The organism is Streptomyces sp. NPDC047081, from assembly GCF_040643775.1.
GTDB lineage: Bacteria > Actinomycetota > Actinomycetes > Streptomycetales > Streptomycetaceae > Streptomyces.
This window is the reverse complement of sequence record NZ_JBEYUY010000047.1, coordinates 1-14666: the sequence shown is the minus strand read 5'-3', so window position 1 is coordinate 14666 and position 14666 is coordinate 1. Positions and strand designations below refer to the sequence as shown.

Sequence of the window (14666 nt, the reverse complement as noted above, 5' to 3'; positions counted from 1 at the left end):
TTATGCACCCGCGCCGGAAGATTTTTCTTCGGCTCACTCGCCCCCGGCGACCGGCTCCAGCACGAACACCGGGATCTCCCGGTCCGTCTTCTTCTGGTAGTCGGCGTACGGGGGATAGGCCGCGACGGCACGCTCCCACCACTCGGCCTTCTCCACGCCGGTCACCTCACGGGCCGTCATCTCCTGCTTCACCGGCCCGTCCTGGAGCTCGACCCGCGGATCTCCCTTGACGTTGTGGTACCAGACCGGGTGCTTGGGCGCCCCGCCCTGCGAGGCCACGATCGCGTAGCGGCCGTCGTGCTCGACCCGCATCAGCGGCGTCTTGCGGATCTTGCCGCTCTTCACACCACGGGTCGTGAGCACGATCACCGGCATTCCCGTGTCCATCAGGGTCGTCCCCTTGGTGCCGCCGGAGCTCTCGTACAGCTCCACCTGGTCACGCACCCACTGCGCCGGACTCGGTTCGTACTCGCCCTCAAGAGGCATGGCATCCGTCCCATCGTCGAGGCGTACGGCTGATCGCTCCTACTCAACACCGAACCGGACGCGTTTCATCCGCCGTCGGCCACCTCGTCCGCACGTATCACGCCAGGTTCACCCCGAACCGGCCGGGCCCGACTACCGGTTCCGATGCCTGAGCGAGCATCCCCGGCCAGATCGGCCGCACCACCGATCTGGCCGAACTTCTCGGTGCCCCATAGATGCCCCGGGCATCTAATGAAGATCTGCACGACGCTCTCTTCGTCTGCGAGGTCTTCCATGACGGAAACGGAACCCGTCGCCTTCCCCCAGGACCGGACCTGCCCCTATCACCCGCCCACCGCCTACGACCCGCTGCGCGCCGCCCGCCCGCTGGCCCGGATCACGCTCTACGACGGCCGTCCGGCCTGGCTGGTGACCGGTCATGCCCTCGCCCGCGAACTGCTCGCCGACCAGCGGCTGTCGACCGACCGCACCCACCCCGACTTCCCGGCGCCCACCGAGCGGTTCTCGGCGGTCAAGAACCGGAGGGTCGCGCTGCTCGGCGTCGACGACCCGAAACACCGCACCCAGCGGCGGATGATGGTGCCCAGCTTCACCCTCCGGCGCGCCCAGGAACTGCGCCCGCAGATTCAGCGGATCGTCGACGAACGCATCGACGCGATGGTCGCGCAGGGGCCGCCCGCCGAGCTGGTGAACGCCTTCGCGCTGCCCGTGCCGTCGATGGTGATCTGCGCCCTGCTCGGCGTCCCCTACGCCGACCACGACTTCTTCGAGGCGCAGTCGCGCCGGCTGCTGCGCGGCCCGGCGGTCGAGGACGTTCAGGACGCACGGGGTCAACTCGACGCATACTTCGAGGAGTTGATCGACCGCAAGCAGAAGCAGCCGGAACCCGGCGAGGGCGTGCTCGACGAACTCGTCCATCAGCAGCTGCGCGAAGGGGTCCTCGACCGCCAGGAGGTCGTCTCGTTCGCGACCATCCTGCTGGTGGCCGGCCATGAGACGACCGCCAACATGATCTCCCTCGGCACCTTCACCCTCCTCCAGCACCCGGAGAAACTGGCGGAGTTGCGCGCCGACCCGGAGCTGCTGCCCGCCGCGGTCGAGGAGCTGATGCGCATGCTGTCCATCGCCGACGGACTGCTGCGCCGGGCCACCGAGGACATCGACGCCGGCGGCACGACCATCCGGGCGGGCGACGGGGTGGTCTTCTCCACCTCGGTCATCAACCGCGACCAGGACGTCTACGCCGAGCCCGACGCCCTCGACTGGCACCGGCCGACCCGCCACCATGTCGCGTTCGGCTTCGGCATCCACCAGTGCCTCGGCCAGAACCTGGCGCGCGCCGAGATGGAGATCGCCCTGCGCACCCTCTTCCACCGACTGCCGGAGCTGCGCCTGGCCGCCCCGGCCGACGAGATCCCCTTCAAACCCGGCGACACGATCCAGGGGATGCTGGAACTCCCCGTGACCTGGTAAGAGGCTCGAGGTCATGCACACCGACACGCGTATCGAGATCGACAGGGACGTCTGCATCGGCGCCGGGCAGTGCGCCCTGGCCGCCCCGAACGTCTTCACCCAGGACGACGACGGATTCAGCACGTTGCTGCCGGGCCGCGAGGACGGCGGCGGCGACCCGATGGTGCGGGAGGCGGCCCGGGCCTGCCCGGTGGGTGCCATCACCGTGGCGGAGGGCTGACGGTCAGCGGGCCATGAGCGCCCGGGCCGCCTCGCGCGCCTCCCGGGCGGGCTCGGTGCTCCCGGTGATGCCGGCGGTCACCATCGCGCCCTCGGCGAGCAGGAACAGCTGCCCGGCCACAGCGCCGGGCAGCCCCGCGTCCGCCACCAGCCCGGCGAGATAGTCCCGCAACGCCTGCTTGTGCGCCCGCACTTGGGCCACCACCCGGTCCGAGGTGGCCCCCAGCTCACCGTACGAATTGATCCACGCGCACCCGCGGAAGCCGTCCTCGCCGAACCACCCCTCCAGCCACTCGAAGACGGCGAGGATCCGCTCCCGCGGATCCTCGCGCCGCGCCACGAACTCGGCGAGCCGTCCGCGCCAGCGCAGGTCGCGCCGTTCCAGGTATGCCTCCACCAGTTGCTCCTTGGCCGGGAACAACTGGTACAGCCGCTTGAGCGAGACCCCCGACGCACCGCGGATGTCGTCCATGCCGACGGACTGGATGCCCCGCCCGTAGAACAGCTCCTCGGCGGCGTCCAGCGCCTGCTCCCGGGCGGCTGCGCTGTCCATGACGGCCATGCCGTACGACCTCTCCTTGACGTGAGAACGAGCGTTCTCCTACGGTAGCAGCCAGCCGGAGAACGCACGTTCTCCGCTGTTTCCGAGCCGAGGAGGACTCATGGCCGCCGACCGCCCGCCCCTGCCCCCGTTCACCAGGGAGAGCGCCGCGCAGAAGGTGCAGGCCGCCGAGGACGCCTGGAACACCCGTGATCCGCACAAGGTGGCGCTCGCCTACTCCGAGGACTCGGTGTGGCGCAACCGCTCCGTCTTCGTCACCGGCCGCGCGGAGATCGTCGGCTTCCTGACCGCCAAGTGGGCGCGCGAGCACGAGTACGCGCTGCGCAAGGACCTGTGGGCCTTCGACGGCAACCGCATCGCGGTCCGCTTCCGGTACGAGTGCCGGGACGCCGACGGCCAGTGGTGGCGCTCGTACGGCAACGAGCTGTGGGAGTTCGACGAGCACGGCCTGATGACCCGCCGCGAGGCCAGCATCAACGACGTGCCGATCGAGGAGAAGGAGCGCCGGATCCACGGACCGAGGCCGGAGTCCGAGCGCGGGGAGTCCTTCCCTCTCGCCTAGGGTGGCGGGCCCCCTCGCATAAGGTGCCCGGATGACCGAACAGGCCGGGAAACGCTTCCTCTACGTCGTCGTCTGCGCCGCCGGGATCGCCGCGGAGGTCAGCAAGCTGATCACCGCCGCGCAGGAGCGGGACTGGGAGGTCGGCGTGATAGCCACACCAGTGGCGATGAACGGCTTCTTCGACACGGACGCCGTGCGCACACAGACCGGCCGCCCCATACGCTCGGCCTGGCGGATGCCCGGCGACCCCCGCCCCTTCCCGCCGCCGGACGCGGTCGTGGTCGCGCCGGCCACCTTCAACACGGTCAACAAGTGGGCGGCGGGTCTCGCCGACACCCTCGCCGTCGCCACCCTGTGCGAGACGTACGGCCTGGGCGTCCCGGTGGCCGTACTCCCGTGCGTGGCCGACGCGTTGGCGGCCCACCCCGCGTACCGGGAGAGCCTGATCCGGCTGCGCGGGATGGGCGTGCGGTTCGGGGAGCCGTACTCCGGCGAGGCGGGGGAGGACGGCGTACGACCGGAGTTCGGGTGGGAGCGGGCGCTGGACCTGCTCGGGTGAGCGGCGCCCGCCGTCCGGTCAGGAGTTGAGGAACTCCAGCAGATCGGCGCCGAGTTGCTCCTTGCGCGTGTCCGTGACGCCGTGCGGCGCGCTCGGATACACCTTCAGCGACGCGTTCTTGAGCCGGGCCGCCGACGCCCTGCCGCCGACGTCGATGGGTACGACCTGGTCGTCGTCGCCGTGGATCACCAGCGCCGGTACGTCGACCGCGTCGAGGTCGCGGCGGAAGTCGGTCTCGGAGAACGCGGCGACGCACTCGTAGGCGCCGCGGTGACCCGCCTCCATGCCCTGGCGCCAGAAGGCGTCCCGGGTGCCCTGCGAGACGGTGGCGCCGGGCCGGTTGTCGCCGAAGAACGGCCCGTCGGCCAGGTCCCGGTAGAGCTGCGAGCGGTCGGCCAGCGAACCGGCGCGGAGCCCGTCGAACACCTCGACCGGCACCCCGCTCGGATTGTCGTCGGTCTTCAGCATGAACGGCGGGACGGCGGAGACCAGCACCAGCTGGGCGACGCGCGTGGTGCCGTGCCGGCCGACGTAGCGCGCGACCTCGCCGCCACCGGTGGAGAACCCGACGAGCGTGACGTCCCGCAGGTCGAGCGTGTCGATCAGGGTGGCCAGGTCGTCGGCGTAGGTGTCCATGTCGTTGCCGTTCCACGTCTGCGTGGAGCGGCCGTGCCCGCGCCGGTCGTGCGCGATCGCGCGGAAGCCGTTCGAGGCGAGGAACAGCTGCTGTGCCTCCCAGCTGTCCGAGTTGAGCGGCCAGCCGTGGCTGAGCACCACGGGGCGGCCCGCGCCCCAGTCCTTGTAGAAGATCTCGGCCCCGTCGGCTGCGGTGACGTACGGCATGTGAGCCTCCCGTTGTGCGGGACGGACGTGTCCGACGCGCCGATCCTCGTACGGCCCGGCGCACCCCGTATCCCGTGCGGCGCGTAGTCGTGACCCGCCTCAGAGGCCCGGCAGCTGCCGCAGCTGCCGCCGTGAGGTGACGTCGAGCTTCCGGAAGATCGAACGGGAAACCGGACTCGGGCTCGACCCCCGCCACCCTCAGAACCCGCAGCACCACGACCCCGCTCAGTCCCTTGCGCAGCGCCGTGACGAGGTCGTCGAGCCGCTCACGTTCCCGGAACCGTCCCTTGAGGATCACGACGACGCCCTTCGGCAGTTCTCGTGAAGCCCCGTCATTCAACCAATTTCATGACACGTCTGTCCCGGGAACGTGAGTACGGATCTCAAACGCACCCGACCGTCGGCCCCGCCAGCATGCCGCCCGTGTACAGGGCCTGTCCCTGCGGCATCCAGTAGCCCAACTTCGACACGACGGTGGAGCACGAGCCCGTCACCACCGCCCGTACGACAACCGTCGCGGGGTGCCCCGGCTGGAGGTCGGTGAGCGCGCAGTCGAGGGCATGCGGCTGACGGGTCGTGGCCGGGTAACGGCCGATCAGCGGGTTCACACAGCGCGGGTCGTCCGTGGTCAGCTCCACTCCGGAGCCCTCCTCGCCGATCAGCCCGAACCGCGCACTGCCGTCGCCCTGTTCGCTGTCGCGGTGGATCCGGTACGTCAGTGTGGTCGCCGAGCCTCGTCGCAGGGTGCCGTGGTCGACCTCGATGCGGTGCGTGGCCAGCGGCTTGGGCGCGGTCAGGGTGAGCCTGGCGTGGACGGTGCCGTGCAGGTCCAGGCCGGCCGGCGCGGACCGCACCCGGACGTCGGCCTCGACGTCGTACGTCCCCGGACCGGGATACTCGCCCGAGCCCGGCAGCCGCCCCGAGGCGACCACCGCGCCGTCCCGTCGCGCGGTCCACGTGCCCGAGGTGAGACAGGCGAGACCGTCGGCCGCGCCGAGCCGGTGGCAGTTCGCCGGCGCCGACACGGCCATGACCGGGCTGCCGCTGCCCGCGCAGAGACTGACCGAGGCCTTCTGCCCATACGCACCCCGCAGAACTCCCGCCTCGGCACACATGGTTGACGGACCATCAGCCGTAGGCGCCGGAGCCGGGGCGGGGCTGCCCCACGCGGGGGTGATCAGGGCGAGCGGCAGCACCGCCGCTCCGAGCAGCGTCCTGAGCTTCGTCATCGGCACCGGATTCCTCCCGCAGAGCCACGACCGGCCGACCACCGGTCACCTGCGCCGAGAATGCGGGACCCGACGGACCCCCCGACCGCTCCCACGCCGGACGGTCACCTGGGGGCAGCAACCATCAGTGCCCGAGCACCTCCCGCAGCTCCGGCGCCAGCAGCTCCCCGTGTGCCCGTACGAGGTCGTCGCACAGGTCCCAGATCCGTTCCACCGGCAGCGCTGCCGCCGTCGCCGGGTCGGTCATCGCCGCGTGCCGGATGTGGCGCGGGTCGCCGTCCGTGGCCGCGCGGACCACCAGGTCGGTGACGGAGACGTACGACCGGTTCAGGGCCGCGCACTGCGGCGGGAGCGTGCCGACGCGGGTCGGCTGGACGCCCAACGCGTCCGCCAGACACGGCACTTCGACCACCGAGTCGGCCGGGAGGTTGTCGATCAGGCCGCGGTTGGGGACATTGCCGTACACCGTGCGGGGTGTGCCCGTGGCGATCGAGTGGATGATCTGCGGGGCGTACTCCAGGGTGCCCTCCACCGGCAGCGGGCGCCCCGCGGCGAGGGCCTCACGGGTGTGCTCGTAGCTCGCCGCGTTCTCCTCGACGATCCCCAGATAGGCGCCGACCGGCAGCCGCAGCCGCTCGATCTCGCTGTCGTGGCGCAGATACCAGGGCACGTACTCGGAGGAGTGCTCGCTCGTCTCGGTCGGGTAGTGGCCGAGCCTGCGGTACATGTCCACCCGGACCCGGCGCAGCAGACCGGGGTCGCGGGCGATCGCCTTGTCCAGCAGCGGGTACAGGTCCTGTCCCGCGCGCTCGAAGCGCAGCACCCAGGCCTGGTGGTTGACGCCGGCGGCGAGGTAGGAGACCTCCTCGAACGGCACGTCCACCAGGGCGGAGAGGTCGTGCATCGTCCAGTACACCGAGTGGCACAGGCCGGTGACCTTCAGCCGCGGGGCGATGCGGCTGAGGTAGAGGACGTTCATCGCCATGGGGTTGGTGTAGTTCAACAGGTGGGCGTCCGGGCAGAGTTCGGCCATGTCCTCGGCGATACCGCGCAGCACCGGGAAGGTGCGCAGCGCCCGGAAGATGCCGCCGATTCCGAGGGTGTCGCCGATGGTCTGGCGCAGTCCGTAGCGCGCCGGGACCTCGAAGTCGGTGCGGGTGGCCGAGGCCATGCCGACCTGGACGATGTTGACGACGAAGTCGGCGTCCGCCAGCGCCGCCCGCCGGTCCAGGTGCGCGGAGATCACCGGTTTCACTCCCCGTACGTCCGCGATGTGGCGGGCGGCGCCCTCCGCCGTGGCCAGCCGCTCCGGGGCGATGTCGTGCAACGCGACACTGACGTCGGCGAGTTCGGGGAAGGCGAACAGGTCGGCCAGCAGGCCCTGCGTGAACACCACGCTGCCCGCCCCCACGAAGGCGATCTTCATCAAGTCCCTTTCGGCTCGGTGGCGGTACACGCTTCGTCCCACGTCGGCTGTGCCGCCGTACCCCCGTGGGCGCGCGTCGACAGCGAGCCGCAGGCGACGGCCACCGCCAGGGACGCGCGCAGATCGAGTCCGCGCAGCCGCGCGGCGACGAACCCGGCGTCGAAGCTGTCGCCCGCGCCCACGGCGTCGACCGGCTCGACGGGCACGGCGGCGACGCGCAGCGACTCCGCTCCGGTGTGGGCGAGGGCGCCCCGCGCCCCGTCCTTCACGACGACGGTCGGGCCGTACCGGGTCAACTCGGCCGCGGCATGGGTCAGTTGGGCCTCGCCGGACAGCGCGCGGGCCTCGGCCGCGTTCGGCAGGAGGACGTCGGTCACCTTCAGGACCGGGTCCAGGAGGGCGCGGTCCCAGCTGCCCGCCGGGTCGTCGTTGGTGTCCAGCGAGGTCGTCGCCCCGTGTGCGCGGGCCTCGGCGAAGACCTCGGACAGGGAGCGGGCGAGGCGCGGCATCAGGAAGAAGGACGCGGAGTGGACATGTCGGACGGCGGCCAGGAGCCCGGCCGGCACGTCCTCGAGGCCGGTCGCGGCCAGACAGCCCGGCGAGGTGAGGATGGCCCGGTCGCCGTCGGCGGTGGTCACGATCGCCGTGAGGGGGGTGGGGAGTTGGGGATCCACGACGAGGTGGCTCACGTCCACGCCCCGCGCCACCAGCGCCTGCCGGACGAACGCCCCCGCCGGATCGTCGCCGACCCGCCCCGCGAACGCCACCCGCAGCCCGAGCCGCGCCGCCCCACACGCCATGATCGCCGCGGACCCGCCGAGCACCAACCGGCCGTGCTCCACGAGCTGTTCACGCTGCCCGAAGGCGAGCCCGCCCGTCACCGGCCCGACCACCACATCGGGATTGACGTCCCCGATCACCAGCAGGTCGTACGACACCTCGGTCACCCCTTGATCCCGCTCGACGTGAGCGACTGCACGAACGTCTTCTGCGCCAGCAGGAACGCGACCAGCACCGGCAGCACCGTGATGACGTTGCCCGCCATCACCGCCGACCACTTGGTGTGGTGTAGCCCCTGGAAGGTGGTCAGGCCCAGCTGGAGCGTGTACTGGGTGTCGTGGTTGATGGCGATCAGCGGCCAGGTCAGGTCGTTCCAGGTGGTCAGGAAGGTCAGCACGGCGACCGTCGCGAGCGCGGGCCGGGACAGCGGCAGCACGATCGAGAACAGCACCCGCAGCCGTGAACACCCGTCGATCCAGGCCGCCTCCTCCATCTCCCGCGGCAGCGACAGGAAGAACTGCCGGAACAGGAACACCGCGAACGGCGTCACCAGCGACGGCAGGATCAGCGCGCCCAGGGTGTCGATCAGCCCGAGCCACTTCATCACCAGGAAGGTCGGGATCATCGTCAGCTGGAACGGCACGACCATCGTCGCCAGCATCAGGCCGAGCATCAGCCGCGACCCGCCGAACCGCATCCGGGCGAAGGCATAGCCGCCGAGCGCCCCGAGCAGCAGGTTCGACAGCACCGCCACCGAGGCGACGATCAGCGAGTTGCCGAACCAGCGCGGAAACAGCGCGTTGCCCAGCATGTACCGGTAGCCGTCCAGATGAATGCCCTTGGGCCACAGCGCCGGCGGGAACCGGTTGATCTCGGCGTCCGACATCACCGAACTCAGCACCAGCCACACGAACGGCACCGCGAACGCCAGCGCGATCGGCGCGAGCAGCAGATGCCAGCCGAGACCCGACCTGCGCGCGTTCATCGGGCGGCTCCTTCCGTACGCACCTGCCGGCGCCGCACGATCCGCAGCGCGCCGCCCGCCACCAGCAGCGCCACCGCCAGGACGTAGGCCGCGGCCGCCCCGTACCCGGCGGTGAACATCTGGAAGGCCTGCTGCCAGACGAAGTACACGACGACCGTCGTCGAACCGAGCGGCCCGCCCTTCGTCGTCACGTAGATCAGGTCGAAGACCTGAAGGGCAGTGATGCACTCCCACAGCAGCAGGAACACCGTCACCGGCGTCAGCGCGGGCAGCGTGACATGGCGCAGCACCTGCCGCCGGTTCGCGCCGTCCAGGCGGGCGGACTCGACGAGTTCGGGCGGCACGTCCTGGAGCGCGGCGAGATAGACGACGACGCAGAACCCGACGCCGCTCCACAGGGAGATCAGCACCAGCAGATACAGCGCCTGCCCGGGATCGGTCAGGAAACCCTGGGAGGAGATGCCGAGGTGGTGCAGGAGCGCGTTGGCGACGCCGAACTCCGGGTCGAGGATGAAGGAGAACAGCACGCCCTGCGCGGTCGCCGACACCACGAACGGGATGAACACCAGCGTCCGGTACAGGCCGATGAAGCGGATCCGGCGGTTGAGCGCGAGGGCCAGGGCGAGCCCGCCGACCAGGCTGAGCGGCACGTACAGGGCGGTGTAGAGGAGCGTGTTGCCCACCGCCGTACGGAAGCCCGGGTCCTGGGCGAGGGCGCGGTAGTTGTCGAGACCGACCCAGCGGCTCGGCGTCACCAGGTCGTCCGCCCGGAAGGACAGCAGCAGGGACCAGACGACCGGGACCACGCTCAGGCCGAGGATCACCACGACCGAGGGGCCGATGAAGGCCCAGGCGGTGGCCCGTTCACGGCGGGCGCGGCGACGGGCGGCCCGGCGGGCCGCGGCGGGGACCTCCGCCGCGGTGGGCGGCGGGAGGGTGAGGGCGCGGGGCAGTGTGGACATGACGGTCTCCCGTACCGGGGAAGTCACCTGGGGATCCGCAGGGCCGCGTCGGCCTTGTCGGCGCACCTGCGCAGGGCGTGTGCGGGGGAGTCCTGGGCGAGCAGGACGGACACGATCGCCTCGCCGAGCGGCTGGGAGATCTGCGGGTACGCGGGGTGCACGGGCCGCACCCGGGCCGAGGACAGCGAGTCGGTGAACACGTCGAGGCCGGTGGTGCCGGCGCTGTACCGCCGCCACCCGGGCAGCTTCGCGGCCGTCGTGGTCAGCGGCAGACTGCCCGCCGAGGCGTCCCAGCGCACGTCCTGGGCGGGCTCGGTCATCCAGCGCACGAACTCCACGGCCGCCCGTGAGCGGGCCGAGCCGTTGTCGAACACCGTCCAGGTGTCGGGCCCCGAGATGGTGACCGCCCGCCCGCTGTACGTCGGCAGCGGTACGACGCCGTAGTCGATCCTCGCCTCGACGATGTCCGGGAGCTTCCAGGGCCCGGTCCCGACCATGCCGATACGGCCGCTCTGGAAGGCCTGGTACATCTGCTCGCCGCCCGGCTTCGGGTCGACGTACACACTCTTGTCGGCGGCGAGCCGGGCGAGGGTCCCGAGCGCCCGTACACCCTCCTCGGCGAAGCCGATGTGCTTGCCGTCGGGGGCGACGACGTCCCCGCCGAGGTCCCAGATCATCGGCCACAGCCGCCACACCGTGTCCTCGTCGCCGGTGCCGGGCCAGCCGGTGCCGAAGACGCCGCGGCCGGGGTCGGTCAACGCCTTTGCCGTGGCGGCGAATTCGTCCCAGGACCAGCCGGCCTCCGGGAAGGGCACACCGGCCCGGCGGAACAGCTTGCGGTTGTAGACGACGGCGAGCGAGTCGAGCAGCGCGGGCGCCGCCCGGATGCGGCCGTTGACGGTGACCGCGTCCCGCACCGGCTTCCAGTACGCGTTCCACGGCGTCGGGCCATGGTGCAGCGCGTCGGTCAGGTCGACCACGCGCGGGCTGCGCGCGATGTTCGCCAGGTCCGAGCCGAAGATGTAGGCGACGTCCGGGTACGAGCCGGCGGCGAGCGCCGCGGTCACCTTCTGCAGCATCGCGTCGGAGATCACCCCGCCGCCGCCCGGGTCGACCCGGATCGTCGGATGCGTGCGGTTGAACTCGGCGACCAGCGCCTCCACCGCCTTGCGCGCCGTGTCGGCCTGCCCGTGCCACAGCTCCACGGTCACCCTGCCGTCGGCTCCGACGCCGCCCGAGGCGCCGCCCGCACAGCCGCTCAGGGCGGCGGCCGAGGCCGCGCCGAGCAACAGCCGACGGCGTGACATTCCGGGAACACAGGCGCCGACGGTCGTCCCGGGACCTCCGACGCGGTAGACACCCTTGACGGGCATGTCCGCTCCATCAATCGCGGGTACGACCCCGCCTCGGACCGGGTGTCCGGTCGGTCCTGGCGACTTTGGCCGGACTTGGAGCTCGTCCGCTACCGGCTGGGCGCACCTCTGAGTGCCCCGCTGCGCGCGGCGGCACGTGTCCAGGATGAAAGCGCCGGGTGCCGCCCGCCGTCAAGAGGGGCCTGGAAAGCGGCGGCCCGGGGGAGGGAACCACGTACGCTCCGAACTGGTACCCCACCCCGAAGGCAGGAGCAGCAACGATGCAGTACGTGAAGCTCGGTTCGACGGGCCTGGACGTGTCGCGGATCTGTCTGGGCTGCATGACCTACGGCCTCCCGGACCGGGGCGTGCACGAGTGGACCCTCGACGAGGAGGCGTCACGTCCGCTCATCCGGCAGGCGCTGGAGGCCGGGATCAACTTCTTCGACACCGCCAACGTCTACTCCGACGGCACCAGCGAGGAGATCGTCGGCAAGGCGCTGCGCGACTTCGCGAACCGCGACGAGATCGTGCTCGCGACGAAAGTGCACGGCCGGACGCGGCCCGGACCGAACGGCGCGGGCCTGTCCCGCAAGACGATCCTCGCCGAGATCGACCACAGCCTCAGCCGCCTCGGCACCGACTACGTCGACCTCTACCAGATCCACCGCTTCGACCCGCACACCCCGGTCGAGGAGACCATGGAGGCCCTGCACGACCTGGTGAAGGCGGGCAAGGTCCGCTACATCGGGGCGAGTTCGATGTACGCCTGGCAGTTCTCGAAGATGCAGTACACCGCCGAGCGGCACGGCTGGACCAAGTTCGTGTCCATGCAGAACCACTACAACCTCCTCTACCGCGAGGAGGAGCGCGAGATGCTGCCGCTCTGCGCCGACCAGGGCGTGAGCGCGCTGCCCTGGAGCCCGCTGGCCCGCGGCCGGCTCACCCGGGACTGGGGCACGGTGACCGAGCGCAGCGCCAACGACAACTTCGGCAGCCGCCTCTACCCGGAGGGCGACCGCACGATCGTCGAGGCGGTCACCCGCATCGCGAACGACCGTGCCGTGCCGCGCGCCCAGGTCGCCCTCGCCTGGCTCCTCCACCAGGACACGGTGGCGGCACCGATCGTCGGCGCCGCCAAGCCGCACCACATCGAGGACGCGTCGGCCGCGGTCGAACTGGAGCTGAGCGACAAGGAGATCGAGGAGCTGGAGCAGCCGTACGCCCCGCACCCGATCGTCGGGCACAGCTGACTAGTGCGGTCCGTGCGGTGCGAACTCCGTGCCGCACGGACCGGCACCCTCGCTCTCCGGCAGCACGACACGGTCGCCGCTCATGGTCAGGGTCCGGTAGTACACGCCGACGCGCTCCGCCGACCGCCCCACGTAGTGCCCGATGAAGGACCGCCGGAACCGGTCGGCCGAACGGTTGGGCCCCGAGCCGTGCACCAGGCTGCCGTTGAAGAACAGCACGTCGCCCGGCGCCATGTCGACGGGCACGGCCGCGAGCCCCGGCGGCGGGGGCACGTACTCCCGCGCGAAGGACACCCGCTCGTCCGCCTCCTCCGGGCAGAACAGGTCCATGCGGTGCGTTCCCGGTACGACCTCCAGGCCGCCGTTCTCCCGGTCGATCACGTCGCAGGCCACCCAGGCCGCCACACATGTGCCCGGCTCGACCCGCAGATAGAAGTTGTCCTGGTGCAGCGCCTGCCCGCGCGCCCCCGGCGGCTTGAAGTAGAACATGCTCTGCGCGGCCAGCACCTCCTCACCGAGCAGCGCTTCCAGGGCACTTCGCAGCCGCGCGTCGAGCAGCACGCCCCGGGCCCGGTCGTTGATCTCGTGCGGATGCATCACCCTCGGATACGCGGCGAGCGGGTCCGCCGACTCGCGCGGCTGGAAGTGCCCCGGCACCGGCCCGGCCGCGTGCAGCGCCTCGAACTCCGCGCAGAGGCGCTCGATCTCGTCGTACCCGAAAAGTCCGTGTACGACGGTGAAGCCGTCCTCCTGGAACTGCCTCAGCCCGCTCCGCGTCAGGGTGGGGGTGCCGGTGGCGTCGTTGTCCGTGACTGTCATGCTTCCACTCCTCGTTCGGGTTCCCACACCCGGAACGCTAGGCCGACGCCCGCTCCAGGAGGATGCCCGTGAACGCTGACGGATTGCCCGTGGCTGCTGCGCCGCCACCCGGCCTGGTGGTGACCGGCCGCTACGACGAGCTGCCGGGCTATGGCATCAACCGGCCCGGCGGCGCCGACAGCTGGCTGTTCCTCTGGACCACGGGCGGCGGCGGCCGGGTGCGCCAGGGCGCCGCGGAGGCGCGGGCCGGCGCCGGGGACCTGGTCGTGCTCGCGCCGGGCGTCCGCCACCAGTACGCGGTCGAACCCGGCGCCCCCAACTGGCAGTTCTGGTGGGCACATTGCCAGGCCCGCCCCTCCTGGACACCCTGGCTGCGCCCGTACGACACCGGCGACGGCCCTGTACCTCGTCACGCCGACCCCCGTCGCGCTGCACGGGCGGATCGAGGCGGCCTTCCGGCGGATGCTCGCCGACGCCCGCTGGACCGGCACCGAGCCGCCGCCCGCGACCACCGCCCCGGCGGACGACCGGGTCGCCGTCGCGCACGGCACTGCGGCCCGCGAACTCGCCCTGTCCTCACTGGAGGAGGTCGTCCTGCTCACCGCCGCCACCGCTCGCCCTCCGGCACCCGTGCCCGGTGTCGACGCCCGGGTGCGCCGGGCCGAGGCGCTGATCGCCGCCGACCCGGGGGCCCCGCACACCGTCCGCTCGCTCGCCGAGAGCGTCTCCCTGTCGCCGTCCCGCCTCGCCCATCTGTTCACCCAGCAGCTTGGCCAGTCCCCGATGCGGGCCCTGCGCGAGGCCCGGCTGCGACACGCCGCGCGACTCCTGGAGAGCACCGACCTGTCGGTGGACCGGGTGGCGGCGGCTTCCGGGTTCGTCAGCCCGTTCCACTTCAACCGTGTCTTCCGCACGCGCTATGGAGTACCGCCTGGCGTGTACCGGACAAGTGGCTCAATGGTTGGGACGTGAGGCGGGGCAGCCGTGGCGAACGGCAGCCTGTGTGGTGGGGGAGGTAGTTCAATGGTTGAGCATCGAGTCGGCATGCGGCCAGCTGAATACCAGGGCTCCGGCAAAGTCGTTGATCACGCCGTCAGGAGCAGGTTGATGGGGCGGTCGGTGTCGCGTGCGTGATGCCGTAGGGCGGCGGCGATGT

15 protein-coding genes and 1 pseudogene are annotated in these 14666 nt (G+C 71.3%); 6 read left to right on the top strand and 10 right to left on the bottom strand.

Features of this window, described 5'->3' with window-relative positions; genetic code table 11:
• Window positions 1–33 precede the first annotated feature (33 nt).
• Window positions 34–486: a nitroreductase family deazaflavin-dependent oxidoreductase gene (locus ABZ848_RS46595; RefSeq protein WP_360842318.1), complete on the bottom strand. Its 453-nt coding sequence runs from the start codon at window positions 484–486 to the stop codon at window positions 34–36.
• A 273-nt stretch (window positions 487–759) separates the two neighbouring features.
• On the opposite strand from ABZ848_RS46595, the gene ABZ848_RS46590 reads away from it, so the two are divergent.
• On the top strand, window positions 760–1959 hold the full coding sequence (locus ABZ848_RS46590) for a cytochrome P450 (protein ID WP_360842315.1): 1200 nt from the start codon (window positions 760–762) through the stop codon (window positions 1957–1959).
• A 13-nt stretch (window positions 1960–1972) separates the two neighbouring features.
• Window positions 1973–2179, top strand: coding sequence for a ferredoxin (locus ABZ848_RS46585; protein WP_360842312.1), 207 nt, complete (start codon window positions 1973–1975; stop codon window positions 2177–2179).
• A gap of 3 nt (window positions 2180–2182) precedes the next feature.
• Here the strand turns inward: ABZ848_RS46585 and ABZ848_RS46580 are convergent, their stop codons facing one another.
• Window positions 2183–2731 (bottom strand): TetR/AcrR family transcriptional regulator, encoded by a 549-nt coding sequence (locus tag ABZ848_RS46580; protein ID WP_360842405.1) that lies wholly within the window; start codon window positions 2729–2731, stop codon window positions 2183–2185.
• Between the two features lie 109 nt (window positions 2732–2840).
• Between ABZ848_RS46580 and ABZ848_RS46575 the strand changes: the two genes are divergently transcribed.
• Both ABZ848_RS46575 and ABZ848_RS46570 read left to right on the top strand, forming a co-directional pair.
• Window positions 2841–3302, top strand: coding sequence for a nuclear transport factor 2 family protein (locus tag ABZ848_RS46575; RefSeq protein WP_360842309.1), 462 nt, complete (start codon window positions 2841–2843; stop codon window positions 3300–3302).
• Between the two features lie 31 nt (window positions 3303–3333).
• Complete coding sequence (locus ABZ848_RS46570; protein ID WP_360842306.1) at window positions 3334–3861, top strand: flavoprotein; 528 nt, start codon at window positions 3334–3336, stop codon at window positions 3859–3861.
• 18 nt (window positions 3862–3879) lie between these two features.
• Here ABZ848_RS46570 and ABZ848_RS46565 read toward each other — a convergent pair whose 3' ends face one another.
• From ABZ848_RS46565 to ABZ848_RS46535, 7 genes are all read right to left on the bottom strand, one after another.
• Window positions 3880–4704 (bottom strand): alpha/beta hydrolase, encoded by an 825-nt coding sequence (locus tag ABZ848_RS46565; RefSeq protein ID WP_360842304.1) that lies wholly within the window; start codon window positions 4702–4704, stop codon window positions 3880–3882.
• Window positions 4705–5087: 383 nt separating this feature from the next.
• Window positions 5088–5933, bottom strand: a complete 846-nt coding sequence (locus tag ABZ848_RS46560; RefSeq protein ID WP_360842301.1) for a hypothetical protein — start codon at window positions 5931–5933, stop codon at window positions 5088–5090.
• A gap of 124 nt (window positions 5934–6057) precedes the next feature.
• Window positions 6058–7359: an alpha-glucosidase/alpha-galactosidase gene (locus ABZ848_RS46555; protein ID WP_360842298.1), complete on the bottom strand. Its 1302-nt coding sequence runs from the start codon at window positions 7357–7359 to the stop codon at window positions 6058–6060.
• Window positions 7359–8306 carry a sugar kinase gene (locus tag ABZ848_RS46550; RefSeq protein WP_360842294.1) on the bottom strand — a complete coding sequence of 316 codons (948 nt, stop codon included), beginning with the start codon at window positions 8304–8306 and terminating at the stop codon, window positions 7359–7361. The genes ABZ848_RS46555 and ABZ848_RS46550 overlap by 1 nt, the downstream gene beginning before the upstream one ends.
• Window positions 8303–9124: a carbohydrate ABC transporter permease gene (locus ABZ848_RS46545; RefSeq protein WP_360842291.1), complete on the bottom strand. Its 822-nt coding sequence runs from the start codon at window positions 9122–9124 to the stop codon at window positions 8303–8305. Before ABZ848_RS46545 ends, ABZ848_RS46550 begins: the two co-directional genes overlap by 4 nt.
• Window positions 9121–10086, bottom strand: coding sequence for a sugar ABC transporter permease (locus ABZ848_RS46540; RefSeq protein ID WP_360842287.1), 966 nt, complete (start codon window positions 10084–10086; stop codon window positions 9121–9123). Before ABZ848_RS46540 ends, ABZ848_RS46545 begins: the two co-directional genes overlap by 4 nt.
• A 23-nt stretch (window positions 10087–10109) precedes the next feature.
• Window positions 10110–11393 carry an ABC transporter substrate-binding protein gene (locus ABZ848_RS46535; RefSeq protein WP_360842403.1) on the bottom strand — a complete coding sequence of 428 codons (1284 nt, stop codon included), beginning with the start codon at window positions 11391–11393 and terminating at the stop codon, window positions 10110–10112.
• Between the two features lie 326 nt (window positions 11394–11719).
• Between ABZ848_RS46535 and ABZ848_RS46530 the strand changes: the two genes are divergently transcribed.
• Complete coding sequence (locus tag ABZ848_RS46530; RefSeq protein ID WP_360842285.1) at window positions 11720–12691, top strand: aldo/keto reductase; 972 nt, start codon at window positions 11720–11722, stop codon at window positions 12689–12691.
• Here the strand turns inward: ABZ848_RS46530 and ABZ848_RS46525 are convergent, their stop codons facing one another.
• The gene (locus tag ABZ848_RS46525) at window positions 12692–13510 is read right to left on the bottom strand and encodes a phytanoyl-CoA dioxygenase family protein (RefSeq protein ID WP_360842283.1); all 819 of its coding nucleotides are present in this window, start codon (window positions 13508–13510) and stop codon (window positions 12692–12694) included.
• A 62-nt stretch (window positions 13511–13572) separates the two neighbouring features.
• Here ABZ848_RS46525 and ABZ848_RS46520 point away from each other — a divergent pair.
• Window positions 13573–14482, top strand: a pseudogene (locus tag ABZ848_RS46520) (helix-turn-helix domain-containing protein).
• The last annotated feature ends 184 nt before the right edge of the window (window positions 14483–14666 follow it).